Source organism: Chryseobacterium sp. YIM B08800 (assembly GCF_026163565.1).
In the GTDB taxonomy this organism is placed as follows: domain Bacteria; phylum Bacteroidota; class Bacteroidia; order Flavobacteriales; family Weeksellaceae; genus Chryseobacterium.
This window is the reverse complement of record NZ_JAPDKN010000007.1, coordinates 1-22,845: the sequence shown is the minus strand read 5'-3', so window position 1 is coordinate 22,845 and position 22,845 is coordinate 1. Positions and strand designations below refer to the sequence as shown.

The window sequence follows — 22,845 nt, the reverse complement described above, 5'->3', positions numbered from 1 at the left end:
TGTTTTTATTTAATTGTTAAAGTTCCTGTAGTCTGCAATAGTTTTCTGTAAGCCAATGCAGCATCTGCTTTTGCATTAATAACGCCTACGTTTGCAGCAATCTGAGCTGCATCAGCATCCAATAATTCAGTCATCGTTGCAAGACCGTTATCATATTTATTTTTTGTAATTCTGTAATTTTCGTTAGCTTGTACCGCTGCTTTTTCGAAAACTGTAATTCTTTTTTTAGAATAATCTGAATTTTGATATTCTCTGTTGACATCTAATTTAATATTGTCATTCAACAGTTCGTTGGTTGCAGACAATTGCATTTCTCTGGCTTTTGATTGCTTCAAAGCTGAATTTTCTTTCCAAAGATTTGATAAGTTGTAAGAAATTCCTACTCCAACATTTACGGCATTGTAAATCGTTAAAAATTTCGGAATATCTGCCGCTACATAACCTCCTGTAAATGCAATAGAAGGAAGGTTTTCAGCTTTTGCAGATTTCGTTCCCAATTCTGCAGCTTTTCTTTGCTGATCTAAAGCTTGAAGATCTTTACGGTTTTCTCTCGCTTCATTCAGATAAAAATCAACAGGTTTTACATCATCAGATTCGTCTAAATAGTTTTGATCAACTTCGATCTCCGTAGTTTCCGGAAGACCAAGAAGCAAATCCATATTGATATTGGCAATGTTGTAATTGTTTTTAGCTTCTAATAATTGCAGTTCTATATTTGAAGTCTGTAGGTTTGCTTTTAAACGGTCGTTTCTAGCAATCACTCCGTTATTTTCAAGCTTAAGAAAAGTTTCGTCTCTTTTTTGAGAAGCGGTAAGATTTTCTTCTAAAACTTTAATCGATTGGTTGGCTTTAAACAAATTATTATAAGCCTGAGCAACGTTATAGGCAATTGCAATTTTATCATTTTCGGTACTCAATTTTGATGCTTCCACCAAATATTTTGCGGACTGAATTCCGTATTTTATTCTTCCACCGCTGTAAATAGGTACGCTAAGATTTGCCGAACCATAGGCAACCTGATGTACTTCCGGTCCGCCTGCTGCAGAAACTCCGGGAAGTTTCAGATCGATGTTTGGTTTTATCGGAAGATACATATAACTCCCCGAAACTTTCAACTCCGGAAGCTGTCTGTTTTTTGCTTCCAAAAGATCGGCTGTAGCTTCTTCTATTTTGGCAGCATCTATTTTTAAATTTTTACTGTTCTGGATTCCCAACTGTACCGCCTCATCAAGACTTAACTGTTTTTTCTCCTGAGCATTGGTGTACATCATTCCTACGAAAAGGGACAGTACAATAGCTGAGTTATTTATTCTCTTCATAACCTAAAAGGTCTTTTAGTATATATTTAATATGTTCTTTGAGTTCTGAATAATATTTTTCCTCAAAAGCCTCCTCATCTTCAGTATTATTAAGAAATTCTTTATACATTCCTTTGGCATTTGATGCGTAAAACAATGTTCCGCTTACCGTAGAATGTAATAAATAGATGGGTGGGTTTTTGGTAAAAATTCCTTTTTGGATTCCGCTTTCCAGAATTTTAGAATACATGGAAATGAAACTCATTTTTGTTTCCTTTAAAAATTCCACAATCTGAGGGTTTTCTGTATGAAGCTGCTCTCTCTGCATTATTCTGTAAAAGCATTTGTGATGTCTTACTCTTCCTGCAAACTGATCTACAATTCTTTCAATCTTTTCCCATTCATTGATGTCTGTTCTTTCTAAAAGGTCTTTAGAAAAAAACTGTCCTTCATTCATTCTGTACTCCACCAATTTCTCATAAAGCTTTTCTTTAGAACCGAAATAATAAGAAATCATTGAAATATTTACATTGGCAGCTTTAGAAATCTCTCTAGTAGAAGTTCCCTGAAAACCATTTTCCGCAAATAGTTTTTCTGCAGCGAATAATATATTTTCTTCTTTTGAAATCATCTTTAGTAATTTTCGGGTGCAAATGTACAACGCTTTTTTGTTAAAATCAAACGATTGATTGATTTTTTAATTTATTTTTAATTTTCTTTAAGGAAAACCGTTCAATTATGTTAATAAAAAAACGCTTTCAATTTCTTGAAAACGTCTATAATACTCTATTACAAAGCAATTATGTATTTTTATGAATATATCTTGATAATTTAATTCCTAAATCTGTCCATACAATTTTAGGATTTCCGTTTCTTGTTAAATGTAAATCGGCTGTATTTATTTCTTCTAAAATGTTAATAATATTTGCCCCACTGATGAATTTTGAAAAACCTGTCCAGTTGAAACCATTGGCATCAATCTTTTTATACACTAATTCTTCCGACTGATAATTTTGCAACAAAGCCAATCTGAAAATTTCTGAGGCATAGTTGAGAAAGTTTTTTTGCTTTTCTCTGTTCCAACCTGCAATTTCTTTTGCCCAAATAATGATATTTTTAAGATATTCCGGTTTCTTTTTCACCATAAAGGCATCACGAACCCACTGAACAAAAAGTTTCTCAAACTCAGGATTTTTATCTTGAGAACTTAAAAATTTTACGGCATCATTGAGGTTTCCTTGTGACTGATGCACAACCTCCTTCCCTTTTTCAGTTGAAACATTAAATTTATTTTTCAAATAAGCTTCCAAATCTTCATCATTGATTCTGGGAACTTCAATTAGCTGCGTTCTTGATAAAATCGTTGGTAAAATATCGTCACTGCTTTCTGCCGTTAAAAGAATAATTGTTTTTGCTGGCGGTTCTTCCAAAAATTTAAGAAACTTGTTGGATGCCGCTGTATTCATTTTATCAGCACGCCAAACGATGAGAATTTTGGTTCCGCCTTCAAAACTTTTTAAAGCAAATTTTTGATTTTGCTCATCGATTTCATCTGCAGAAATAAAGAATTGTTTGTTCTCAGATTCCAGAACGGCGGTCCAATCGTCAAAACTCGCATAAGGAAAATCTAAGATCATTTCTCTGAATTCCTCAAATTTATTTTTACTTAATGAGTTTCTGTTATCAGTAAAAACAGGAAAGCTGAAATGTAAATCTAAATGATTGAGATGTTCTACTTTTGAAGCAGCATGTTCGTTCTCACCTTTCAATATTTCTTTTGCATAAGCTAAAACCAAAGGCATTGTTCCGTAGCCTTCTTTTCCTATGAAAAGCTGGGCGTGGCTTACTCTGTTTTCGGTGATGCTTTCTTGAAGAAGTTTTTTAAGGTTTTCTTGTCCGGCGATGTTTTCCCAATTCATGTTTCAAAGATAAGAGTTTTGTCGGAAAAGGATTGTTTGTTTTAAGCTGATAATTTGTAGCCGAAATTATATTTTTGTAATTTTAGCATGAAAAAAATAAAAAAAACAAACACAAAATGAAGGAAAAAAAAATATCAAAGATAAAGAACATCATCACAAAAAATTTAAGCAAAAAGAAGATTTTATTACTTTTTATTCTGACAAATATTGTATACGCAATCATGCTAACAATAACAATTCCCAAAGTATTGGTTTATGCAAATGGGATGAAAATTTTAGATATGATTCCTGAAGGGTATAATAAGGATTACATTAATTTTTTGTTTAGCACATTAGGAACGGAAGGAAGAGATGCTTATTTATTTAAACAAATTCCATTAGATTTAATTTATCCTAGTTTATTTGGTATAACATATTGTTTATTATATGTATTCATAATAACAAAACTCAACAAACAAGACACTCCATTATTTTATCTTTGTTTAATCCCAATTTTTGCAGGTATGTTTGATTATTTGGAGAATTTTGGAATAATCATCTTACTAAACAGCTATCCAAATATTAGCATAACAATATCAAAATTAACAAGTTTTTTTTCAGTTGCCAAAAGTGCATTAACTCTAATATATTTTGCCATAATATCAATTACTTTAATAGCTCTTTTAATTAAATTTATAATTTCAAAAAATAAAAAAAGCAATCGGTAAATAACATTTTATATTATGAATTCACTTTTCTCAAAAAAATACGATATTATTAGCCTTAACAAACTTTAACCTCAGTAAATTTTTACAATTCATTAATATTTAAGATATTTGCGCATTATTTTAAAAATCTAGAATGAAAAAAATTTTTGTACTATCATTCATTTCAGTGGGGTACTTCCTTAACGCGCAAAGTTTGAGCAACTCGCCTTATGCAACTTACGGAATTGGTGATGTAAAATATGATAATACGATTGAAACTTCCTCTATGGGAGGGATCTCAACTGCTTTTATAAGTGATTTCAGCAGTAATTTTAACTTCGGAAACCCTGCTAATAACAGTAATTTTGAGTTAACGAGTATTAAACTTGAAGCTACTAACGAAAACAATTACTTCAAAACTGATTATAATAATACGAAGTCTACCAAACATTCTACGTATTTATCTAATATATCTATCGCTTTTCCTATTTCATCAAAAATAAAAATGGGATTCCTTTATCAACCATACAGTTCTAAGAGCTATGAAGTACTTCATACTGAAACGATCGCTGATGGAACTGTTTATGGAAATAAATTCAAAGGTAGCGGAACTTTAAATACGGCTCAATTAGCTTTATCTTATAAAATAAATTCTCAATTTGCTGTAGGAGCAAGAGCCAATTATTATTTTGGTAATCTTTATGATTTAAATGAATTTTCAACTTCTACTGCAGAACTGATAAATGGCTACGAAACCAAAAACAGCATTAAAAACTTCAACTTTACATTAGGTACAAGCTATCAAAGTATAAATACACGTACCGATCGTAAATTGACCATTGGTGCAACTGCTACATTTGGTAATACAAGTAATATGACGACTAATTACATTAATAGTACTTATTATTACAGTGATGTTGATGTAAAAGGTGGGGAAACAATTATTGACCAAAAGAATACAAGCTCAAACAACCTACTTCCTCTTCAGGCTTCTGTCGGTGTAGGATACGGAAGCGAAAACCATTGGTTCCTTTCAGGGCAGATTGATTATAAAAAAGGAGAATCTATCAACTATTTCGGTAATACTTTTGATTACCAAGATTCTTACAGAATTTCTGCCGGAGGTTGGTATTTACCAAACTACAACAACTTCAGAAGCTACTTCTCAAGAGTTGTTTATCGTTATGGAGCTTTCTATGAAAAAGGAAGCCTTGAAATTGCAGGAAACAGCATTAATAAATTTGGTATATCGGGAGGGGTAATGCTACCATTCAAAAACAGCAGTATCACAAGAATGAGCGGTCTTGAAATTGGTATAGAATTAGGAAAAAGAGGAACGCTTAAAAACAATCTGATTAATCAAAATTTTGTTAATCTGAAAGTTGGTTTCAATTTTGCTGACAGATGGTTTAGAAAACAGCTTTACAACTAAGAATGAATTTTATTTCAAACATAAATTTTAAAAATATAGCATACCTTTTTAGTTGTGCTATATTTTTTATATTCACATCCTGCGAAGAAGACCTCACAAAACCAAAAGGAGGTGACGAAAAAAATTTTCCATCGCAGATTATTCACAATGCAAAGATTATACAGAGAGATTCTGGTTTTATTACACTAAAAGCAACGGCTCCGATTATTGAGAAATACGAGTTGATCGACAGCCCGTATACTGTTGCCAAAAAAGGAATGAAAATAGAATTTTTCGATAAAAAAAATCCTAAAAAACCGGGAAACATTACTGCAAAATATGCAAAAATGTACGACTATAAAAAATTCTACGAAGCAAGAGGTGATGTAAGAATTCTTACAAGTGAAGGACAAAGGTTTGCTACGCAAAGTGTTTTTTGGGATCAGAAAAAAAACAGAATCTATACAAGAGATACTGTTTATGCAACAATGGAAGATGGTTCTACGATGGTACATGCAAACGGAATGACTGCTAAAGATGATTTCTCAGAATATAAATTTTTCAACAATTCCGGGGATCTTGATGTAAGCAAAGCTAAAATTGCACAACCAAGACCTTAAACAATGACTGTTTATAAAGCAATAGGATTAATGTCGGGAACCAGTTTAGATGGTTTAGATATTTGCTTTGCAAAATTTTGGAAAGAAAATTCTTCTTGGAAATTTGAAATCATCAAAGCTGAAACGATTCCTTACCCTAAAGTTTTAGAAGAACAGCTTAGAAATTCTATTCACTTATCTTCACAGGATTTATTAACCCTACATTCAGAATATGGATTTTATTTAGGTGAAATCACCAAAGATTTCATTATGAAAAATCAGCTTTCAGATATTGATTTGATTGCTTCTCATGGTCACACTGTTTTTCATCAGCCTCAAAGAAAATTTACCCTTCAGATTGGTGACGGAAGAGCTATAAAATTACAAACTCAAATTCCAGTCATTTACGATTTTCGGTCTCAGGATGTTTTATTAGGCGGAAACGGAGCGCCTTTGGTTCCGATTGGTGACGAACTTTTGTTTTCGGATTACGATGCCTGTCTTAATTTAGGTGGATTTTCGAATATCTCTTTTAAAATTAATGACGATAGAATCGCTTTTGATATTGCTCCGGTAAATATTGTTTTAAATAAATTAGTTCAGGAGTTTGGTCAAGATTACGATGAAAACGGTGATTTAGCAAGAAAAGGAAATATTAATCCTCAATTATTAGAACAGCTGAATTCATTGGAGTTCTATGCTCAATCTCACCCAAAATCGTTGGGAATTGAATGGTGCAATGCAAATGTATTCCCTTTATTTTCAGGGATTGAAAATTTAGATGTTTTAGCGACTTTTACAGAACACGCTGCCGAACAAATTTCTAAAATCTTCAATATTCATCAGTTTAATAAAGTACTTTTTACAGGAGGTGGAACTTACAATCAATTTCTGATCGAAAAAATAAAACAAAAAACAAATACGGAAATCATGATTCCCGAAAAACAGATTATTGATTTTAAAGAAGCTTTAATCTTTGCTTTTATGGGCGTTCTCAGGTTAAATAACGAAAACAATGTTCTTGCTTCTGCTACAGGAAGTTCACACAATCACAGTTCCGGAATTATCGCATAAAAAAACCTTCATTTCTGAAGGTTTTCGTTTTATTTATAAGCTTCTATTTTATCGGTCAAAGTATTTATGAAATTCTGAAGCGGTTTTTCAACCATCATTTTGATAAAAGGATTAAATTTCCCTTCAAAAAGCATCTGTACTTCAGTCTGATTTTCGTTCAAAGGCTTCAAAGTTGCTGTAAGGGCAAAGTCTAAACTTGAGCTAGCCGATTTCAAAACAGCTTTTTCATCTGTAACTTCATCTATTTTGAGTGCAATTTCAGGCATTCCTTGAAGTCCGAATTTAAAGCCATCTTCTCTGGTTTCAAACTTTTGAAGACCATCCGGCATAAATTCTTTATAATTTTCAGGAGATTTCAGCAACTCAGATAAATCTTTAGATGATTTATTGACAATAATTTTTCGTCCTTCTAAATTCATTTTTTATTTTTGTATTTAAATTCTTACAAATGTATAAAGTTTTTGTGAACGAAAAAAAATTATTGATATCTAAGAACCCTGAAAACTTAGAGAAAGTCTTAAATTACGAAAGTTTCACAACTTTAGAAATTGCCCTTGATCTTTTGCAGAATACATCGACTTCCGAGCTGAATGTGTATGGCGAACAGATTGATGAGATCTGGAAAGAATTTAAAAAACTTTTCAGAATTATTGAGGCTGCAGGAGGAATTGTAAATAAGCCAAACGGAGATACCCTTTTCATCAGAAGATTAGGGAAATGGGATCTTCCGAAAGGCAAGATGGAAAAAGGTGAATCTCGTGAAGAATCTGCGATAAGAGAAATTGAGGAAGAAACCAATCTACAAAGTGTAGAGCTCAGAGATTTTATCAATACAACCTATCATATTTACATTGAAAGAAACGGAGACCGTGTTTTGAAACACACTCATTGGTTTGAAATGTTTTTTGATGGTGAAGACACTTCAAAACCTCAGTTAGAAGAAGGAATTACAGAAGTTGCCTGGAAAAACACCACTCAGATTGAGAATGAAGTTTTTCCAAACACTTTTCAAAATATAAAATTGATTATTAATGAATTTTGGGATACAAAATCTAAATAAAATCGATTGCTTTTTCTAAGGAAATCCCTCTAGAAGCTTTAAGCAGAATATTTTCTGACTGAATTTTGTTGTCTTTTAAATATTGAATTAATTCATCTGTACTTTCAAAAGCCGCAGAATTTTTGTTGACGTTTTTAAATTGTTTTCCAACAGTAATAATTTCGTTGAAACCTAACTCCTGAGCTAATTTAAGAATACTCTGATGTTCTTTTTCGCTTTCGTCACCTAACTCAAGCATATCGCCGATAACGATTGTTTTTGAGCCTTCAAAAGTAACAAAATTATGCAGTGATGCAGACATCGAACTCGGGTTTGCGTTGTAAGTATCTAAAACTAAAGTTTTATCATCTTTTTTCACAACCTGAGATCTCATATTGGTTGGAGTATATGATTCTAAAGCCGATTGAATTTGTTTAAAATCTATTCCGAAGTGCATCCCTAAACTTGCTGCAGCACAGAGATTGGTAAAATTGTACTCTCCTGTCAGTTTTGATAAAGCTTTTTGATCTTGGTATTGTAAACCGACAAAATTATTTTCAGAAAAAGCCTCAAAATAATAATCAGAATCTGCTTTTCCAAAGGTTATTTTTGGTGTGTAATCCTGAGTTTTTTCAACCTGAACAGGATCATTTTCATTAATTAAAACAGTTTGATTGGTATTTTTAAGATAGTCGTACAACTCAGATTTTCCTTTTATAACGCCTTCAAACCCTCCGAAACCTTCTAAATGTGCTTTCCCAAAATTGGTTATATATCCGTAATCTGGGCGTGCAATAGTACAAAGTAACTCTATTTCTTTCTGATGATTGGCTCCCATTTCTATAACAGCCATTTCATGTTCCGGCTTAATGGAAAGGATAGTCAACGGAACACCAATATGATTATTTAAATTTCCAAAAGTGTACTGTACATTATATTTTTCTGAAAGGACGGCGTGAATAAGCTCTTTCGTAGTAGTTTTCCCATTACTTCCGGTAAGACCAATAATCGGAATATTCAATTGATTTCTATGATGTATAGACAACTCTTGTAAAAACTCTAAGGTTGAAGGAACATGAAAAATATTTTTTTCTGCATTTTCAAACTCTTTATTTTCAACAATGACAGCTAAAGCGCCTGAATCAACAGCTTTTTCAGCTAAAGTTGCCGCATCAAAATTATCTCCGGAAAATGCAAAGAAAATATCATTCTTCTCCATTTTTCTACTGTCAATAGTTATTTTTTTTGATTTTAAAAAGATAGGATAAAACTGTTCTGTATTCATGTGAAAAATATATGTTTTTATATGTAATTGCCAACTCTGTATTAATTATGATAGAGCAATTTCATGGTTCAAAAATAAAAAACCTCCCGAAAATACGGGAGGTTTTTTTTAAGTATTTTGATAAATATTATCTTCTCGTTCTAGCTTTGTCGCTTACTCTAGCATCTTGTGCAACACGGAAACCGATCCAACCATAACCAGCTGACTGATTTTTGTATCTTCTTTGTCCCGGATCCAACCAATATGCTGAATCTTGCCAAGAACCACCTTTCACAACTCTGATGTCGTTAGAAATAGCTGATGTTCTGTCTTTAGTATCTTTTTGCAACACTACTTTACCATTTGCATCAACGATAAATTTCTTAGCTGGAGCATTATACATATTATAAGAAGCAGCAGAATCGCTTGCATTTCTATAATCTAATGAAGATTGTCTGTCACCATCTAAGTAATTTCTGTAATCTGCAACAGTTTGTCTCTCGAACTGACCAGGTAAGTTTTTGTAAACCAATCTTCCGTCAGCTAAAGTGTCATATTTCATATTACCTTCTTCTACCATTTTGTAAGTTCCGTCACCGTTTCTTACGATAGCTTGAGGCATATTTCCTCTGTAATAGTTGAAGTCGCTTCCAGATTCGTCAATAATTGGTCTGTATACATCTGCTGTCCATTCAGCAACGTTTCCGAACATACCATAGATACCAAGATTATTTGTAGGGAACTGTCTTACATCTGAAGTCTGAGCAGCACCGTCATTTTTCCATCCTGCAGGTCCTGAGTAATCTCCTCTTCCTTGCTTGAAGTTTTCAAGGATCATTCCTCTATTTTTACCTTTGGTACCTCTAAGAAGATCTACCTGAGGTTTTTTCTCTAAATAATTGTTGTACTCTCTGTTTTTTTCCATACCAAGAGCAGCAAATTCCCATTCAACTTCTGAAGGAAGTCTGAATTTGGTAACCATCGCAGCATTAGGAGCTCCGTTTGCAGCCTGAATTCTTTGATTGGTAGTTTTCATACCAGTTCTTTGATTCATTCTTTGCTGATTGATGTACCCTTGCATTTCCGGATCATTCGATTTGAATTTATCCATATTAAATGCAGTTCCACCTTGGTTATTAGATTCGTTGATGTACAAATCTTTTGCAATAATACCTGCTTGCATCAAAGCTTTTTCGTTTGCTCTGTCTGTCAACCACTCACAATATCTGTTTGCTTGAGTCCAAGAAACTCCTACTACCGGATAATAATCATAGTTTTGATCTCTGAAATAAGTTTCGTTAAGATCATTTCTAGATAATTTATTATCCCATAACAAAGTATCCGGTAAAGCACCGTTGTAAATTTCTTTATAACTAGGATCACTTGGAGGGAATACATACTTCAACCATGTAAGGTATTCGCGGTATTCGTAGTTAGTAATCTCAGTTTCACCGATAAAGAACGAACTAACCTGCATTCTGCGAGGCGAGTTATTCCAATCGTGCATTACATCATCTTTCACTAATCCCATTGTAAAAGTTCCTCCTTCAACATATACCATTCCCGGCCAACCTTTTTGCTTCTGTTGCTTTCCTGCAAAAAACCAACCCTGTTTTTCGTTTGGTTTCCAACCTGTCTTACTGACAAATTTTTTGGTACCCCCGCCTCCGGAAGTCCCAGAACCACCACAGCTAGTTAATGCAAGTGTAGAACTCAATGCTATTAATGAAAACAACTTTAGTTTTTTCATAGTCGATATAAATATTATTCAAAGTACAAAGAAAAAATAAATTATTCAATAAATCAAATAAAGATTTGATTTTTTTGAAAAATCTTAACAAATTAATTTTATGGTATCACATATTAATTATAAAATTTTCATTTATTTTGTAATTTAGAAATTTCAAACATCAACATGAGACTAAAAATCACTCTCTTACTTGTATTTGCTTTTGTATCAACCTCTTGGGCTCAGCGAGTACCCATTAATTGGGACGGAGCCAAAATTCAAGATTATGGTGATACCAAAAAGAATCTTCCAAATTTCAAAAACGAAGGTTTTTCGTACAGCCAAAATAATATTTTTATATTTAATAAACAAAAAGTAGGTGAAAAGCAGCTTCGTGTTTCTAATCTTATTTGGGAACCTGTTTCTGCTAAGGATTTATTTGAACTGAATAAAGATCTTCTTCAGGATTTTGACATTTCAACTATCAGTTATTACTATTCTAAAGGAGAGAGATATGCGAGTATACAGGTAGGATTGTTCAAAAATGTTAAAGGAAAAGTTTTAAGACTTTCTTCTTTCGATATTTCTGAAAGCAATTCATCAGCTCCTTTATCTGCCAGTAAAGTAGGAACTACTCAAAACCCTTTATCAAGTGGTGGTTTTTATAAAATCAAAGTTGATAAATCGGGGATTTTTAAAATAACTGCTCAGTTTTTGAGAGATAATGGAATGAATCCGGCCAATATCAATCCGAAAAATTTCAGAATCTACGGAAACGGAGGGGTAATGCTTCCTGAGTTTAACCAAGATCCAAAATACAGTGCTTTACAGGAAAATGCCATTCAGGTGGTTGGTGAAGATGACAACGTTTGGAATGATGGTGATTATGCACTATTTTATGCTCAAGGACCAAATGGATACAACCTCTACAACAAAACAAATGGAAATGGTTTTAAAAGAACCGAAACAAGGCTGACTGATCAAAGTGAAAACGTAAAAAACATCTACGAAGATTTTTCTTACTACTATATTAATTTTGATAAAGGAGCGGGAAAAAGAGTACAAAACATAGATCTAAATCTTCCTGCAACAGCACCTATTTCAAGATTTGATAATTATCAGGTGATTAATAATGATCAGAAAAACTTACTAAAAGTAGGAAGAGTTTGGGTTGAAGACCAAAATTTCACAACCGACAAAGCGGTAACTTTCAACTTAGGTTCGGCTATTCAGGGAACTGACGTTATCCGTTACAGAACGCAGGTTGTAGGATGGAGGGCTCAGCAAAACTCTATTGCATTTAATATCAATACCCAAAACCCATCTACACCACAAATTGTACCTCAAAATGATCAATTCAGTAATTTTGATTTTTTTCCTGTAAGATACAGCGGAACTATTTCCAATCTATCAGGAAATCAGGTTACAATCAATTATGCACCCAATATTTCGACCAATCCAAATGGATCTTTTTATTTGGATTATGCGGAGATACAATATAAAGACGATTTAAGATTCAACGGATCTCAGATGAACTTCAGAGATTTTTCTTTAGCGAGTGGAACCAACACGAATTATGGTTTTAGCATTTCAAATACAGGAAATTTAGAACAGGTTTGGGATGTAACTGACATTACAAATGCCAACAGAAGAGTTAATAAAGCTCCTGGAAGTGGAAATTTTAATTTTGGATACACTACTTCTGATCCTAATTTCAATAATGAGTTTGTAGCTTTCAGAGCCGATGCTGCGTTTTCACCTCAATTTGTGGGAAGAATAGCCAATCAAAACCTTTCAGCATTACAAAATGTAGATTACTTAATTATTACAACGCCTCAAATGATGGGTCAGGCTCAGAGAATTGCCAACTATCATCAGACTAAAAATAACTTTAGCGTTCAGATTGTAGACACAGATAAGATTTACAATGAATTTGGTAGTGGAAGCAGAGATCTTACTGCTATAAGAGATTTTGTGACTAAACTTAATAATCCACTGGGAAGCCTTAAATATGTATTTGTACTGGGTGATACATCTTATGATTATAAAGACAGAGTTTCGGGCAACTCAAACGTTGTTTCAAGTTACCAAAGCGAATCTTCTTCTGATTTTGTGAACTCGTTTGTTACAGATGATTATATCGTAATGAACAAGCCACAAACTGCAGCAGAAATAACAAATAACCTTCCTGATGTACCAGTAGGTAGAATTCCGGCAGCCAATCCTACTGAAGCAGCCAATATGGTTGATAAAACATTGGCCTATTATAATTCATTATCCGGACAATCTACTCCTTTTGGAGAATGGAAAATGAAATTGGATTTCGTAGTTGATGATGACAGAGATGGAGGGCAGCCTTTCCATAACATTATGGATAATGTTCTTAAAGATATTTTTGAAATCCCTGCAAGCAATTTGTTAAAAGAATATAATGTAAGAAAACTTTATTTGGATGGTTTTCAAGCACAAAGTACTGCAGGAGGACAAAGATATCCACAAGTAAATCAGGCAATTTCTAATGATATAGGAAACAGTTTATACTTGTTCTATTTCGGGCATGGTGGTATTAACGGATGGGCTCAGGAAAGAGTTTTAACAACAACTGAAATTCAGAATTCTAATAATTTTTCTAATGTTTATAGCCGTTTCCCTTTTGTATCAACCATTACTTGTGAGTTTACACTTTGGGATGAGCCTTCAACGTTTTCTGCCGGAGAACAGTTTATAAAACTAAAACAAGGAGGTCCGGCAACAATGATTACCTCTAGCCGAGCTCTAGGTGTAGGCTACGGTATAGAATTTACAGATATTCTTACGCATGAAATGTTTGATCTTGATAGTGACGACTTCAAAACACTTGGAGATGTACACTTGAATGCAAAAAAAACAAGAGGACCTTATCCTGATCATTTGAAAGTAAACTTACTTGGTGATCCTGCAATGAAATTGAGCAGACCAGCAAGACGTTTAGCCATTGATCAAATCACAACTCCTGTTCCGGGACTAATAAGAGGTTTAGATTTTGTGAAAATTACGGGGCATATCAATAATGCAAGCGGTGTTGTAGATACCAGCTTCAATGGAAGGGTTGTTATCAATATTTTTGATAAAAAATTAAATAAAACGACCTTAAATAATGATGGCGGGATGACTCCTGTTTTAAGTTATAAAGAAGAAGGAAGTGCTATTGTAAAAGCTTCTGGAACAGCAGTAAATGGGGTTTTCACTGTAGAGTTTTATGTACCTAAAGACATCAATTATACTGTAGGAGAAGGTAGAATCTTAGGATATGCAGATAATAAATCGATTGATGTATTTAATAACCAGCCTGTACAAGTGGGAGATATTAATCCTAACGGAATTAACGATAACGAACCTCCAAAAATAAAATTGTATATGAATAATACCAATTTTGCAAATGGAGGAATTACAGATCAAAACCCTATGCTTTTGGCATGTTTGAATGACGATACAGGAATAAACTCTACAGGTTCTGGAGTTGGTCATGACATTACCGTATATTTAGACGGTCAAATTATTAACACCATTGTTTTGAATGATTTCTTCTCTTCAGGTGAAGGAAACGGATGTATCAACCCTGCTTTGGCAGACTATCAAAAAGGAAATGTAACCTACCCATTCAGAAACTTGGCGATTGGTCAACATCAATTAACATTTAAAGTTTGGGATATCAACAATAATTCGACAACTGAAACGTTAAACTTTGAAGTTAAAGATGAAGCCGATCAACATTTAATTATAAACAGACCGTTGAACTGGCCAAACCCATTTACCAATAAAACGTATGTTCAATTTGAACATAATTGTGATGATATTTTAGATGTAAACGTTCAAATTTATACAATTACAGGAAAATTGGTAAGAACTTTAACAAATGTTGTAGTTGCAGAACCGTTCCTACAGGGCTTTAGAACGCCACGTCAGGCAATTGAGTGGGACGGAAAAGACGATTTTGGTGACACAGTTGCAAAAGGTACGTATATTTTTAAGATATTTGCAAAAAGTCAAAATCAAGAAAAATGCAAAGGAAGTGCTACAGCTGTAGAAAAAATGGTACTTTTGAAGTAAATAAATAATTAATCAACAATATCAATAAAAAACTGATAATATATAAAAGACAACATATGAATTTAACTACTAAACTGCTTTTAGGGATTGGTTTGAGTGCTGGTTTTTTAAGCTACGCACAAGATTTGAGTCAGGTAAGACCTGTATTAACCGGAGCTCCATTCCTTAGAATCGCACCAGATGCAAGATCAGGAGGTATGGGAGATCAGGGTGTGGTAACTTCACCTGATGCATTTTCACAATTCTGGAATGCGGCAAAATATCCTTTTAGCAGAACTAGTTCTTCTGTAGGTTTGAACTACACTCCATATATGGGAAAATTAACCAATGATGTATTTTTATTGTACGGTGCTTTCCATAAATTTTTAGGTCAGGAAGAAAGATCTACTATTTCTGCAAGTATCTATTACTTCAATATGGGGGAAGTAGAACTTACTGAGCTTGGTGTAGACAATACAGTAACATCTAATGGGGTTTCAAAACCAAACGAAATGTCAATCGACGTTGCGTATGCTTTGAAATTATCAGATTCTTACTCTATGGCGGTTACAGGTAGATTCATTCGTTCAGATTTATCTGGAGGATTCAACACAGATACTACACTGAAGCCGGCAAATACTTTTGCGGTAGACGTTTCTGGTTACTATACATCTCCAAAGTTTTCTAGCTTCGGAAATATGGATGGTAAAATAAATGGAGGTTTCTCAATTACAAACTTAGGTCCGAAATTAGACTATACAGGTGATGAGGCTTCTAGATCTTATCTTCCTACAATGGCTAGAATTGGTGTGGGTTACGATATGTATCTTGATGACATGAACAAAGTAGGTCTTTCTGTAGAAGGATCAAAAATCTTGGTTCCTGGATCAGAATATGTAGGTATGGATCCTAATACAAGACAGCCAATTTATCAGGTTCCTAATGTTGGAGTAATGGCAGGTATCGGAAAATCTTTCAAAAATACCAATTCAATTATGTATAGTGGTGCATTAGAGTATTCTTATGACAATGCTTTTGCAGTTAGAGGAGGTTATTTCCATGAAAGCGAAGAACAGGGAGCAAGACAGTTTGCAACTGCAGGTATCGGTTTAAAATACCGTTCTTTCGGTCTTGATGTATCTTACTTAATTAATATGTCTAAAATTAATACAGCATTAGATAACACTATTCGTTTCGGTTTAACTTGGAACATTGGTGACGAAACTTCAAATGTAGATTATTAAAAAAACATACTATAAAAGTTTTGAAAAAGTCTCATTTTTATGAGGCTTTTTTTGTTTGAGTACTTTGCTGTCATTTTATGTCTGCTTTAACAAAATATTTAAATAAAAATTCACAATTCACTTACCAAGTAAACCTGCCAATTCACATTTAACTCTTATTTTTGTAATATGAACTATTCTACGGAGCTCAAAAAAATCGTAACCAGCCAATATGTATATTCTTCCATAAGAATTACATTGGCGACGGTGATTCCGTGTTTAGTTCTCTCCTATTTTGGTTTGCTCAAAGAATATTTTCTTTTTCCTTTGGGAACCAGCTTTGTAGCATTAACCGATCAACCGGGACCATTTATCAGACGTAGAAACTCATTAACCTTTGCTATTTTCTGCTTTGTCGTTGTTGCGTCAATTGCGAGTCTGGTGAAAGGAATTATTCCGCTTGTACTCTTGGAAGTCATTGTTTTCGGAATGTTTTTCTCATTAATCGGAGTTTACGGGCAAAGGCTTGCCGCCGTAGGTTCATTAGCCTTAGTCGTTTTAGCCATCTTTATTGATGGTCATTTAACCGGAGCCAATATTCTGAAAAGCTTACTGATTTTTGCAGCAGGATGCATTTGGTTTCTACTGATTTTCCTTATCGTAACTACGATTCAGCCCTATAAGTTAGCAAGTCAGATGATTGGTGAAAATTATCTTCAGCTTGCAGAATTTCTTAAAATTAAAGCAAATTATTACCAAAAAAACCCTGATTTTGATAAGCTCAGTTTACAAGTTATAACAAAGCAAATTGGAATTAAAAACCTTCAGGAAGAAACCCGTGAAACAGTTTTTAAAACAAGAACTCTCGTCAATGAATCTACAACAATAAGCAGATTATTGATGCTGATGTTTCTGAATTCAATGGACCTTCACGAAAAACTAATGACCTCTGAAAGCGATTACAAAAAGCTCCAGGAAAGTTTTGAAGACACCGAGATTTTAGTTAAAATTCATGATTATTTAAATATCCTTTCCGAAGAAATTGCCAACATTGGTATTTCTCTGCAAAGTAGCACACGAGCAAGACCAATATTCAATCTTGAAGTACGCTTTCATGAGCTTAATGTACATTATTTCGAATTAAGAAATAAGGAAATGACTCCTGAGAATTTGGAAAATTTCATGATTCTACGCCAAATTATGATGCGTATCAACGAAATTACCAAAGAAATCAATGAGATTTATAAAGTTTTTTCTCAGAATGTAAAACTGGCGAAAAGTCTTTCTACAGGTTTAGATTTAAAGAAATTTATGCCTAAAGAAGAGAAAATTAATTTTAAGGTTTTAAAAAGTAATATTTCTCTTACCTCATCACATTTTCGTCATGCGATAAGAATTACTATTGCGCTTTTATTGGGATATTTAGTTTCTTTGCTTCCGTTCGTAGAGATTGGTCATACTTATTGGATTTTAATTACCATTGTTGCTATTTTAAAACCGGCCTATTCTATTACCAAACAGAGAAATCTTCTGCGTTTCTACGGAACGGTTGCAGGAGCAGTGATTGCTTATGGTTTATTGCATTTTATCCACATTAATGCTGTGCTTTTCGCTATTCTTTTATTGAGCATGATTTTATGTTTCAGTTTATTGAAAGGAAAATATTTTTGGGCGGTTTTGTTTATGACAATTTATGTTTTTATGAGTTTTAATTTCTTAAATCCGGGAAATGTAAATGTTATTTTTAAAGACCGAATTGTAGATACTTTCATCGCAGGAATTATCGCTTTTCTTGTTTCATATATCGTACTTCCTGTTTGGGAACATACACAGAATTTAGATTTAATGAAAAAATCTGCAGAATCTAATCTCACGTATTTTCACAGCGTAATGTCTAAGTTTTTGAATGATGGTTTTAATGTAGAAGACTATAAAGTAAAACGTAAAAATGCGATCATTTCTTTAGCCAATCTTTCGGATAATTTCCAGAGAATGATTTCTGATCCAAAAAATCAGCAGAAAAAACTCGAAGTAGTACATCAGTTTGTGGCAACTTCACATTTGATCACAGCTTATACGGCTTCATTATCTCAATATGCCAAAAGCGATCAAGAATATCCGGAAATAGACTCTGAAAGCTGGAGTAAAAAAATAGAATCTGAAATGAATCAGGTTTCAGCAATATTAAATGGGGACAAGATCACCGAAAGTTTAAGAATGGACAGCCGTCTTGAACCCGAAGATTCTTCAATTGAAAATATGCTTCACAAAAGAAAAACCGAACTTCTGGAAAAAGAACATTTCGACACAAGAGATCCTAACAAAATTTCTCACTTAACCGAGCTGAAAAATATCCACGATGTTTTGGAGTTGATTTATGATGTTGCCAAAGAACAGCGAAAAGTAATCGAAAAGTACAGAAACGAAGAAAACTCTACTCTTCCACAATCGTAAAACAATATTCATCGAAAAATTCCACTCTTGCTTTGAGTTCGTCTGAAATCTGATCATCATGAACTCTGCATTTTATTGAGTGAAGATGTTTTAATTCAAACGGTCTTACTTCGTAATGCTTTTTCAGCGACCAATGTTTAGAATGATGAATTTTGTACATGCTTTCCTTCACGCTCCAAATAATAGTATAAAAAACAACTTCCGTATCAAAAGGAATAAAACCTCTTTCATTTTCGTACGTAAATTTGTCTATTACCCTTAAAATTTTAGGATTAAATTTTTCAATATCAATTCCTATTTTATTTTTAGAAATGGCAATCGCTGCAAAAGGATAAGAATGGGTGATAGAAATTTCGGCATCTTTCGGAGACAAAAATGGCTCTCTTTCTTTGTACAGAATTTTCGAATTAGGTTTTAAACTTTTCAAAAGTTTTCTGACCATTAAAACTTCCAGCAATTTTTTAGGATGATAATCTTTTACTTTTTCGGCATTTTCGGGCTCTAAAAGCTCGTCAATATTGAGTTCATCATTCTCGTCATATTTCCAGACCAGAATGGTTGCAGTATCATCAGAAAAATCTCGGTAAAGAGGCATGGGTTTGTTTATTGGGTAAAATTAGTGAAAAAATTTTGGTTGGAAGTTGAAGTTGGATGATGGAAGTCTCAAGATAGATTACTGTTTTTTTAACGCAGAGATTTTATTTTTTTAATTAATTATTTTAAGTGAGCAAAAAAATTGCGACAAGTCGCTGATAAAGCTTTCGCATAGACGTTCGCTTTATCAAATCAACTTTGTTGATTAAACTTTGCTCCCCTAAAAATTTTAAAAAAACTTATAAATCTTTGCGTTAAAAAATTTAATGAACAAAAAAATTCACTTAAATCCTAAGACTCAAGTGAATTCAATATTATTTAAAGCTAAAAAAAACTAAAGCAGTTAGTAGTAAAACTTCTCGCATCCAGATTCCAGCAAATTACTTCGCTTGGTGATTCTGGTCGTTTCTGTGCTCCATAATCTCAAGATTTTCATCTACGAAATAAGCACTTCCGAAACCATTAACATAAGAACCTTTTGTTGGATGAAGACCGATTAAGATAAAATCTTTCATTTCAGAAATTACGTCAACCACTTTTCCGTGAGTTTCTTTTAATTGAGAAACAACAGTATTCCAGGTTTCAGAATCTCTTTCAACCTGAGAAGTAGAAGCTTCAATCGTTAATCTTTCTCTTGCATAAATTTGCTTTGTAGCAGACTCATCTTCGATGAACATGATTGACGTTTTTCTACCGTCAGCAAGATTCTTTGTATGTTTTGCCATGAAAGAAACTAAAATATAAAAAGTATTTTCTACCTGTACAAAAGGAGCGTAACTAGAATTAGGCGTTCCTTCAGCATCTACTGTTGCCAAAATGATACTTTTAGTTCTTTCTACCAATTCTTTTACTTTAGGAGCAAGAGGTTTTGCCTGTCTTTGAGCTTCTTCCTGAGTATTTGTATGATTCATAATAGAGATTTATTTTATGCAAAAATACATTATTTAGATTTAAAATAAATAAAATTAACTCTGTAATATCTCATAAAAAGGAAGTTGAAGGCTTGTTTTTGTATCTAAATTATATGTTGTAATTTTGCACTTTATAATTAGAAATTAAATTATTCATAAGATATGAGTACAACAACACAATACGTTCCTTATAAAGTTAAGGACATTTCCTTAGCAGAATGGGGAAGAAAAGAAATTACCCTTGCAGAAGCAGAAATGCCAGGTTTGATGTCAATCCGTGAAGAATACGGACCATCTCAACCACTAAAAGGAGCAAGAATCGCAGGATGTCTTCACATGACGATCCAGACTGCAGTTCTAATCGAAACTTTGGTTGCCCTTGGTGCTGAAGTTACTTGGTCTTCTTGTAACATTTTCTCTACACAAGATCACGCTGCTGCTGCAATCGCTGCTGCAGGAATTCCGGTTTATGCTTGGAAAGGTCTTAACGAAGAAGAATTCGACTGGTGTATTGAGCAGACTCTTTTCTTTGGTGAAGACAGAAAACCATTGAACATGATTTTGGATGACGGTGGAGATTTAACAAACATGGTTTTTGATAAATACCCAGAATTTACAAAAGACATCAAAGGACTTTCTGAAGAAACTACAACTGGTGTTCACAGATTGTACGAAAGAATGAAAAACGGAACTTTGGTAATGCCTGCAATCAACGTAAATGATTCAGTTACTAAATCTAAATTCGACAACAAATACGGATGTAAAGAATCTGCAGTAGATGCTGTAAGAAGAGCGACTGACGTAATGCTTGCCGGAAAAAGAGTGGTAGTTTGCGGATACGGAGACGTAGGTAAAGGTACTGCTGCATCTTTCAGAGGAGCTGGTTCTATCGTTACGGTTACTGAAATCGACCCGATTTGTGCGCTTCAGGCTGCAATGGACGGTTACGAAGTAAAAAGATTAGATACTGTAGTTGATAACGCAGATATTATCATCACTACAACCGGTAACTTCAACATCGTAAGAGGAGAACACTTCCTTAAAATGAAAGATAAAGCGATTATTTGTAACATCGGTCACTTCGATAACGAAATCGATATGGCTTGGTTGAACGAAAACTATGGTTCTACAAAATCTGAAGTGAAGCCTCAAGTTGACATCTACACCATCGAAGGTAAAGAAGTAATTATTCTTGCTGAAGGTAGATTGGTAAACCTTGGTTGTGCTACAGGTCACCCATCTTTTGTAATGTCTAACTCTTTCTCTAACCAAACTTTGGCTCAAATCGAACTTTGGAACAATTCTGAAGCTTACGGAAACGAAGTGTACATGTTGCCAAAACATTTAGATGAAAAAGTAGCTGCTCTTCACCTTAAGAAATTAAGCGTAGAATTAGAAACTCTTTCACCAGAACAAGCTGAGTACATCGGTGTTGACGTGAAAGGGCCTTTCAAACCAGAGTATTACAGATACTAAAAAGTCATGCTTCGCAAAGCTCAGCATTTCAAATCCCATTATTCAAAATAGTGGGATTTTTTATTATTGTAATTTTTTGTTACTTTTGTCCTATAAAAATTCAAGTATGAAAAAAAATATTTTCCTTAGCTTAATGGGAAGTGCATTTATTTTTAATAGTTGTAGCGATACTGTTGAAAATGAGACAATCACAGATCCTGTACAACAAAGAACATTGTTAAGTAAAATTACGACGGTTTATTACGATAATCCTGCAAGTCCTCAAACCACAGTTTCAACTTTGGAATATAATAGTCAGGGGCAATTGATAAAAACCTTGTCTGATGGAAGATCATCAATCAACGAATACGATTCTTCCGGAAAGCCGGTAAAAACCAATTATTATAAGACCGATGGTACGCTAGAGTATTATACGCTTTACTCTTATAATAATGATCAGCTTCAAAATGTAAAAGCTATTTACAGTGACACAAGCTTAAACCGAACAATCAATTATACCTATAGCAACGGAAAAGTAGCGACCTCTACCCTTTGTCAAACTGCAAACTGCAGCAATCCTAGTATCTCTTCATATACTTACAATGGAGACAATATTACAGTGGAAACTTCAGAATTGGGTGGTACGATTACTTTTTTCACAAAAAATGAATATCTATATGACAATCAGCTCAATCCGTATACTTTTACCAACAAATATTTTAGAATAATGATGGGTGGCGCTTATGCATTAAGCAAAAATAATTACACTTCAGAAAAAATCAGCTTTAAAGACAGTGCAGGAAACTGGGTGCTAAATCAAAATCTGGTGTATGAGATTACATATAATAGTGCTCAATTACCCACACAAGTCATTGGAAAAAGCCTAAGTGGAGCTAATTACGTAAAGTATAATTACGAATATATTACTCAATAAAACCAGTCAAAACTTTCCTTTTTGGAGAGTTTTGTTTTTTTAGAAGCTATTTCCCGCTATCCGCTGTATCTTTTTTTCTCCAAAGCTAAACCTCATAGGTTTTGAAAACCCATGAGGTTTCTCCATTCCAAAAAAAGGATGTCGCTTCTATGGTAAGTTTGTATTAAGAAAGACAGATTTATAAATT

18 protein-coding genes are annotated in these 22,845 nt (G+C 33.6%); 10 read left to right on the top strand and 8 right to left on the bottom strand.

Going from position 1 to position 22,845, the window contains the following annotated elements; all coding sequences use genetic code 11:
- Positions 1–5: 5 nt before the first annotated feature.
- The 3 genes from OEW74_RS03620 to OEW74_RS03610 all read right to left on the bottom strand — a co-directional run bounded on the left by OEW74_RS03620 (position 6) and on the right by OEW74_RS03610 (position 3,217).
- Entirely contained in the window at positions 6–1,319 is a 1,314-nt protein-coding gene (locus OEW74_RS03620) for a TolC family protein (protein WP_265427197.1), read from the bottom strand.
- Positions 1,303–1,929: a TetR/AcrR family transcriptional regulator gene (locus tag OEW74_RS03615; protein WP_265427196.1), complete on the bottom strand. Its 627-nt coding sequence runs from the start codon at positions 1,927–1,929 to the stop codon at positions 1,303–1,305. The genes OEW74_RS03620 and OEW74_RS03615 overlap by 17 nt, the downstream gene beginning before the upstream one ends.
- Before the next feature lie 169 nt (positions 1,930–2,098).
- Positions 2,099–3,217: an ATP-binding protein gene (locus OEW74_RS03610; RefSeq protein ID WP_265427195.1), complete on the bottom strand. Its 1,119-nt coding sequence runs from the start codon at positions 3,215–3,217 to the stop codon at positions 2,099–2,101.
- Positions 3,218–3,333: 116 nt separating this feature from the next.
- On the opposite strand from OEW74_RS03610, the gene OEW74_RS03605 reads away from it, so the two are divergent.
- The 4 genes from OEW74_RS03605 to OEW74_RS03590 all read left to right on the top strand — a co-directional run bounded on the left by OEW74_RS03605 (position 3,334) and on the right by OEW74_RS03590 (position 6,987).
- A complete protein-coding gene (locus OEW74_RS03605; RefSeq protein WP_265427194.1) occupies positions 3,334–3,924 on the top strand; it encodes a hypothetical protein in 591 nt (196 codons plus the stop codon).
- A gap of 133 nt (positions 3,925–4,057) precedes the next feature.
- Entirely contained in the window at positions 4,058–5,335 is a 1,278-nt protein-coding gene (locus OEW74_RS03600; protein WP_265427193.1) for a hypothetical protein, read from the top strand.
- A 2-nt stretch (positions 5,336–5,337) separates the two neighbouring features.
- Positions 5,338–5,934 (top strand): LPS export ABC transporter periplasmic protein LptC, encoded by a 597-nt coding sequence (lptC, locus tag OEW74_RS03595; protein WP_265427192.1) that lies wholly within the window; start codon positions 5,338–5,340, stop codon positions 5,932–5,934.
- A 3-nt stretch (positions 5,935–5,937) separates the two neighbouring features.
- Complete coding sequence (locus OEW74_RS03590; protein WP_265427191.1) at positions 5,938–6,987, top strand: anhydro-N-acetylmuramic acid kinase; 1,050 nt, start codon at positions 5,938–5,940, stop codon at positions 6,985–6,987.
- A gap of 29 nt (positions 6,988–7,016) precedes the next feature.
- On the opposite strand, the gene OEW74_RS03585 is transcribed toward OEW74_RS03590, so the two are convergent.
- Positions 7,017–7,406 carry a hypothetical protein gene (locus OEW74_RS03585; protein WP_034674362.1) on the bottom strand — a complete coding sequence of 130 codons (390 nt, stop codon included), beginning with the start codon at positions 7,404–7,406 and terminating at the stop codon, positions 7,017–7,019.
- Between the two features lie 29 nt (positions 7,407–7,435).
- On the opposite strand from OEW74_RS03585, the gene OEW74_RS03580 reads away from it, so the two are divergent.
- Positions 7,436–8,047 carry an NUDIX hydrolase gene (locus OEW74_RS03580; protein ID WP_265427190.1) on the top strand — a complete coding sequence of 204 codons (612 nt, stop codon included), beginning with the start codon at positions 7,436–7,438 and terminating at the stop codon, positions 8,045–8,047.
- On the opposite strand, the gene OEW74_RS03575 is transcribed toward OEW74_RS03580, so the two are convergent.
- Positions 8,040–9,311, bottom strand: a complete 1,272-nt coding sequence (locus tag OEW74_RS03575; protein WP_265427189.1) for a UDP-N-acetylmuramoyl-tripeptide--D-alanyl-D-alanine ligase — start codon at positions 9,309–9,311, stop codon at positions 8,040–8,042. The two genes, OEW74_RS03580 and OEW74_RS03575, sit on opposite strands and share 8 nt — an antisense overlap.
- A 127-nt stretch (positions 9,312–9,438) precedes the next feature.
- Positions 9,439–11,040 (bottom strand): gliding motility lipoprotein GldJ, encoded by a 1,602-nt coding sequence (gldJ, locus tag OEW74_RS03570; RefSeq protein ID WP_265427188.1) that lies wholly within the window; start codon positions 11,038–11,040, stop codon positions 9,439–9,441.
- Positions 11,041–11,205: 165 nt separating this feature from the next.
- Between gldJ and porU the strand changes: the two genes are divergently transcribed.
- The 3 genes from porU to OEW74_RS03555 all read left to right on the top strand — a co-directional run bounded on the left by porU (position 11,206) and on the right by OEW74_RS03555 (position 18,764).
- On the top strand, positions 11,206–15,108 hold the full coding sequence (gene porU / locus OEW74_RS03565) for a type IX secretion system sortase PorU (RefSeq protein WP_265427187.1): 3,903 nt from the start codon (positions 11,206–11,208) through the stop codon (positions 15,106–15,108).
- A 56-nt stretch (positions 15,109–15,164) separates the two neighbouring features.
- Positions 15,165–16,331 (top strand): type IX secretion system outer membrane channel protein PorV, encoded by a 1,167-nt coding sequence (gene porV / locus OEW74_RS03560; RefSeq protein WP_074229775.1) that lies wholly within the window; start codon positions 15,165–15,167, stop codon positions 16,329–16,331.
- A gap of 168 nt (positions 16,332–16,499) precedes the next feature.
- Complete coding sequence (locus OEW74_RS03555) at positions 16,500–18,764, top strand: FUSC family protein (protein WP_265427186.1); 2,265 nt, start codon at positions 16,500–16,502, stop codon at positions 18,762–18,764.
- On the opposite strand, the gene OEW74_RS03550 is transcribed toward OEW74_RS03555, so the two are convergent.
- Both OEW74_RS03550 and OEW74_RS03545 read right to left on the bottom strand, forming a co-directional pair.
- On the bottom strand, positions 18,745–19,359 hold the full coding sequence (locus tag OEW74_RS03550) for a 4'-phosphopantetheinyl transferase family protein (RefSeq protein WP_265427185.1): 615 nt from the start codon (positions 19,357–19,359) through the stop codon (positions 18,745–18,747). The genes OEW74_RS03555 and OEW74_RS03550 overlap by 20 nt on opposite strands.
- 379 nt (positions 19,360–19,738) lie before the next feature.
- A complete protein-coding gene (locus OEW74_RS03545) occupies positions 19,739–20,269 on the bottom strand; it encodes a HugZ family protein (protein ID WP_265427184.1) in 531 nt (176 codons plus the stop codon).
- A 162-nt stretch (positions 20,270–20,431) separates the two neighbouring features.
- On the opposite strand from OEW74_RS03545, the gene ahcY reads away from it, so the two are divergent.
- On the top strand, positions 20,432–21,745 hold the full coding sequence (gene ahcY / locus OEW74_RS03540) for an adenosylhomocysteinase (protein WP_265427183.1): 1,314 nt from the start codon (positions 20,432–20,434) through the stop codon (positions 21,743–21,745).
- 106 nt (positions 21,746–21,851) lie between these two features.
- Positions 21,852–22,658: a hypothetical protein gene (locus tag OEW74_RS03535; protein WP_265427182.1), complete on the top strand. Its 807-nt coding sequence runs from the start codon at positions 21,852–21,854 to the stop codon at positions 22,656–22,658.
- Positions 22,659–22,845 lie beyond the last annotated feature (187 nt).

Excerpts from the sequence above, each read along its gene's own strand:
- OEW74_RS03620 (WP_265427197.1), bottom strand. The coding sequence starts at position 1,319 with ATGAAGAGAATAAATAACTCAGCTATTGTACTGTCCCTTTTCGTAGGA.
- OEW74_RS03615 (WP_265427196.1), bottom strand. The coding sequence starts at position 1,929 with ATGATTTCAAAAGAAGAAAATATATTATTCGCTGCAGAAAAACTATTT.
- OEW74_RS03610 (WP_265427195.1), bottom strand. The coding sequence starts at position 3,217 with ATGAATTGGGAAAACATCGCCGGACAAGAAAACCTTAAAAAACTTCTT.
- OEW74_RS03605 (WP_265427194.1), top strand. The coding sequence starts at position 3,334 with ATGAAGGAAAAAAAAATATCAAAGATAAAGAACATCATCACAAAAAAT.
- OEW74_RS03600 (WP_265427193.1), top strand. The coding sequence starts at position 4,058 with ATGAAAAAAATTTTTGTACTATCATTCATTTCAGTGGGGTACTTCCTT.
- lptC (WP_265427192.1), top strand. The coding sequence starts at position 5,338 with ATGAATTTTATTTCAAACATAAATTTTAAAAATATAGCATACCTTTTT.
- OEW74_RS03590 (WP_265427191.1), top strand. The coding sequence starts at position 5,938 with ATGACTGTTTATAAAGCAATAGGATTAATGTCGGGAACCAGTTTAGAT.
- OEW74_RS03585 (WP_034674362.1), bottom strand. The coding sequence starts at position 7,406 with ATGAATTTAGAAGGACGAAAAATTATTGTCAATAAATCATCTAAAGAT.
- OEW74_RS03580 (WP_265427190.1), top strand. The coding sequence starts at position 7,436 with ATGTATAAAGTTTTTGTGAACGAAAAAAAATTATTGATATCTAAGAAC.
- OEW74_RS03575 (WP_265427189.1), bottom strand. The coding sequence starts at position 9,311 with ATGAATACAGAACAGTTTTATCCTATCTTTTTAAAATCAAAAAAAATA.
- gldJ (WP_265427188.1), bottom strand. The coding sequence starts at position 11,040 with ATGAAAAAACTAAAGTTGTTTTCATTAATAGCATTGAGTTCTACACTT.
- porU (WP_265427187.1), top strand. The coding sequence starts at position 11,206 with ATGAGACTAAAAATCACTCTCTTACTTGTATTTGCTTTTGTATCAACC.
- porV (WP_074229775.1), top strand. The coding sequence starts at position 15,165 with ATGAATTTAACTACTAAACTGCTTTTAGGGATTGGTTTGAGTGCTGGT.
- OEW74_RS03555 (WP_265427186.1), top strand. The coding sequence starts at position 16,500 with ATGAACTATTCTACGGAGCTCAAAAAAATCGTAACCAGCCAATATGTA.
- OEW74_RS03550 (WP_265427185.1), bottom strand. The coding sequence starts at position 19,359 with ATGCCTCTTTACCGAGATTTTTCTGATGATACTGCAACCATTCTGGTC.
- OEW74_RS03545 (WP_265427184.1), bottom strand. The coding sequence starts at position 20,269 with ATGAATCATACAAATACTCAGGAAGAAGCTCAAAGACAGGCAAAACCT.
- ahcY (WP_265427183.1), top strand. The coding sequence starts at position 20,432 with ATGAGTACAACAACACAATACGTTCCTTATAAAGTTAAGGACATTTCC.
- OEW74_RS03535 (WP_265427182.1), top strand. The coding sequence starts at position 21,852 with ATGAAAAAAAATATTTTCCTTAGCTTAATGGGAAGTGCATTTATTTTT.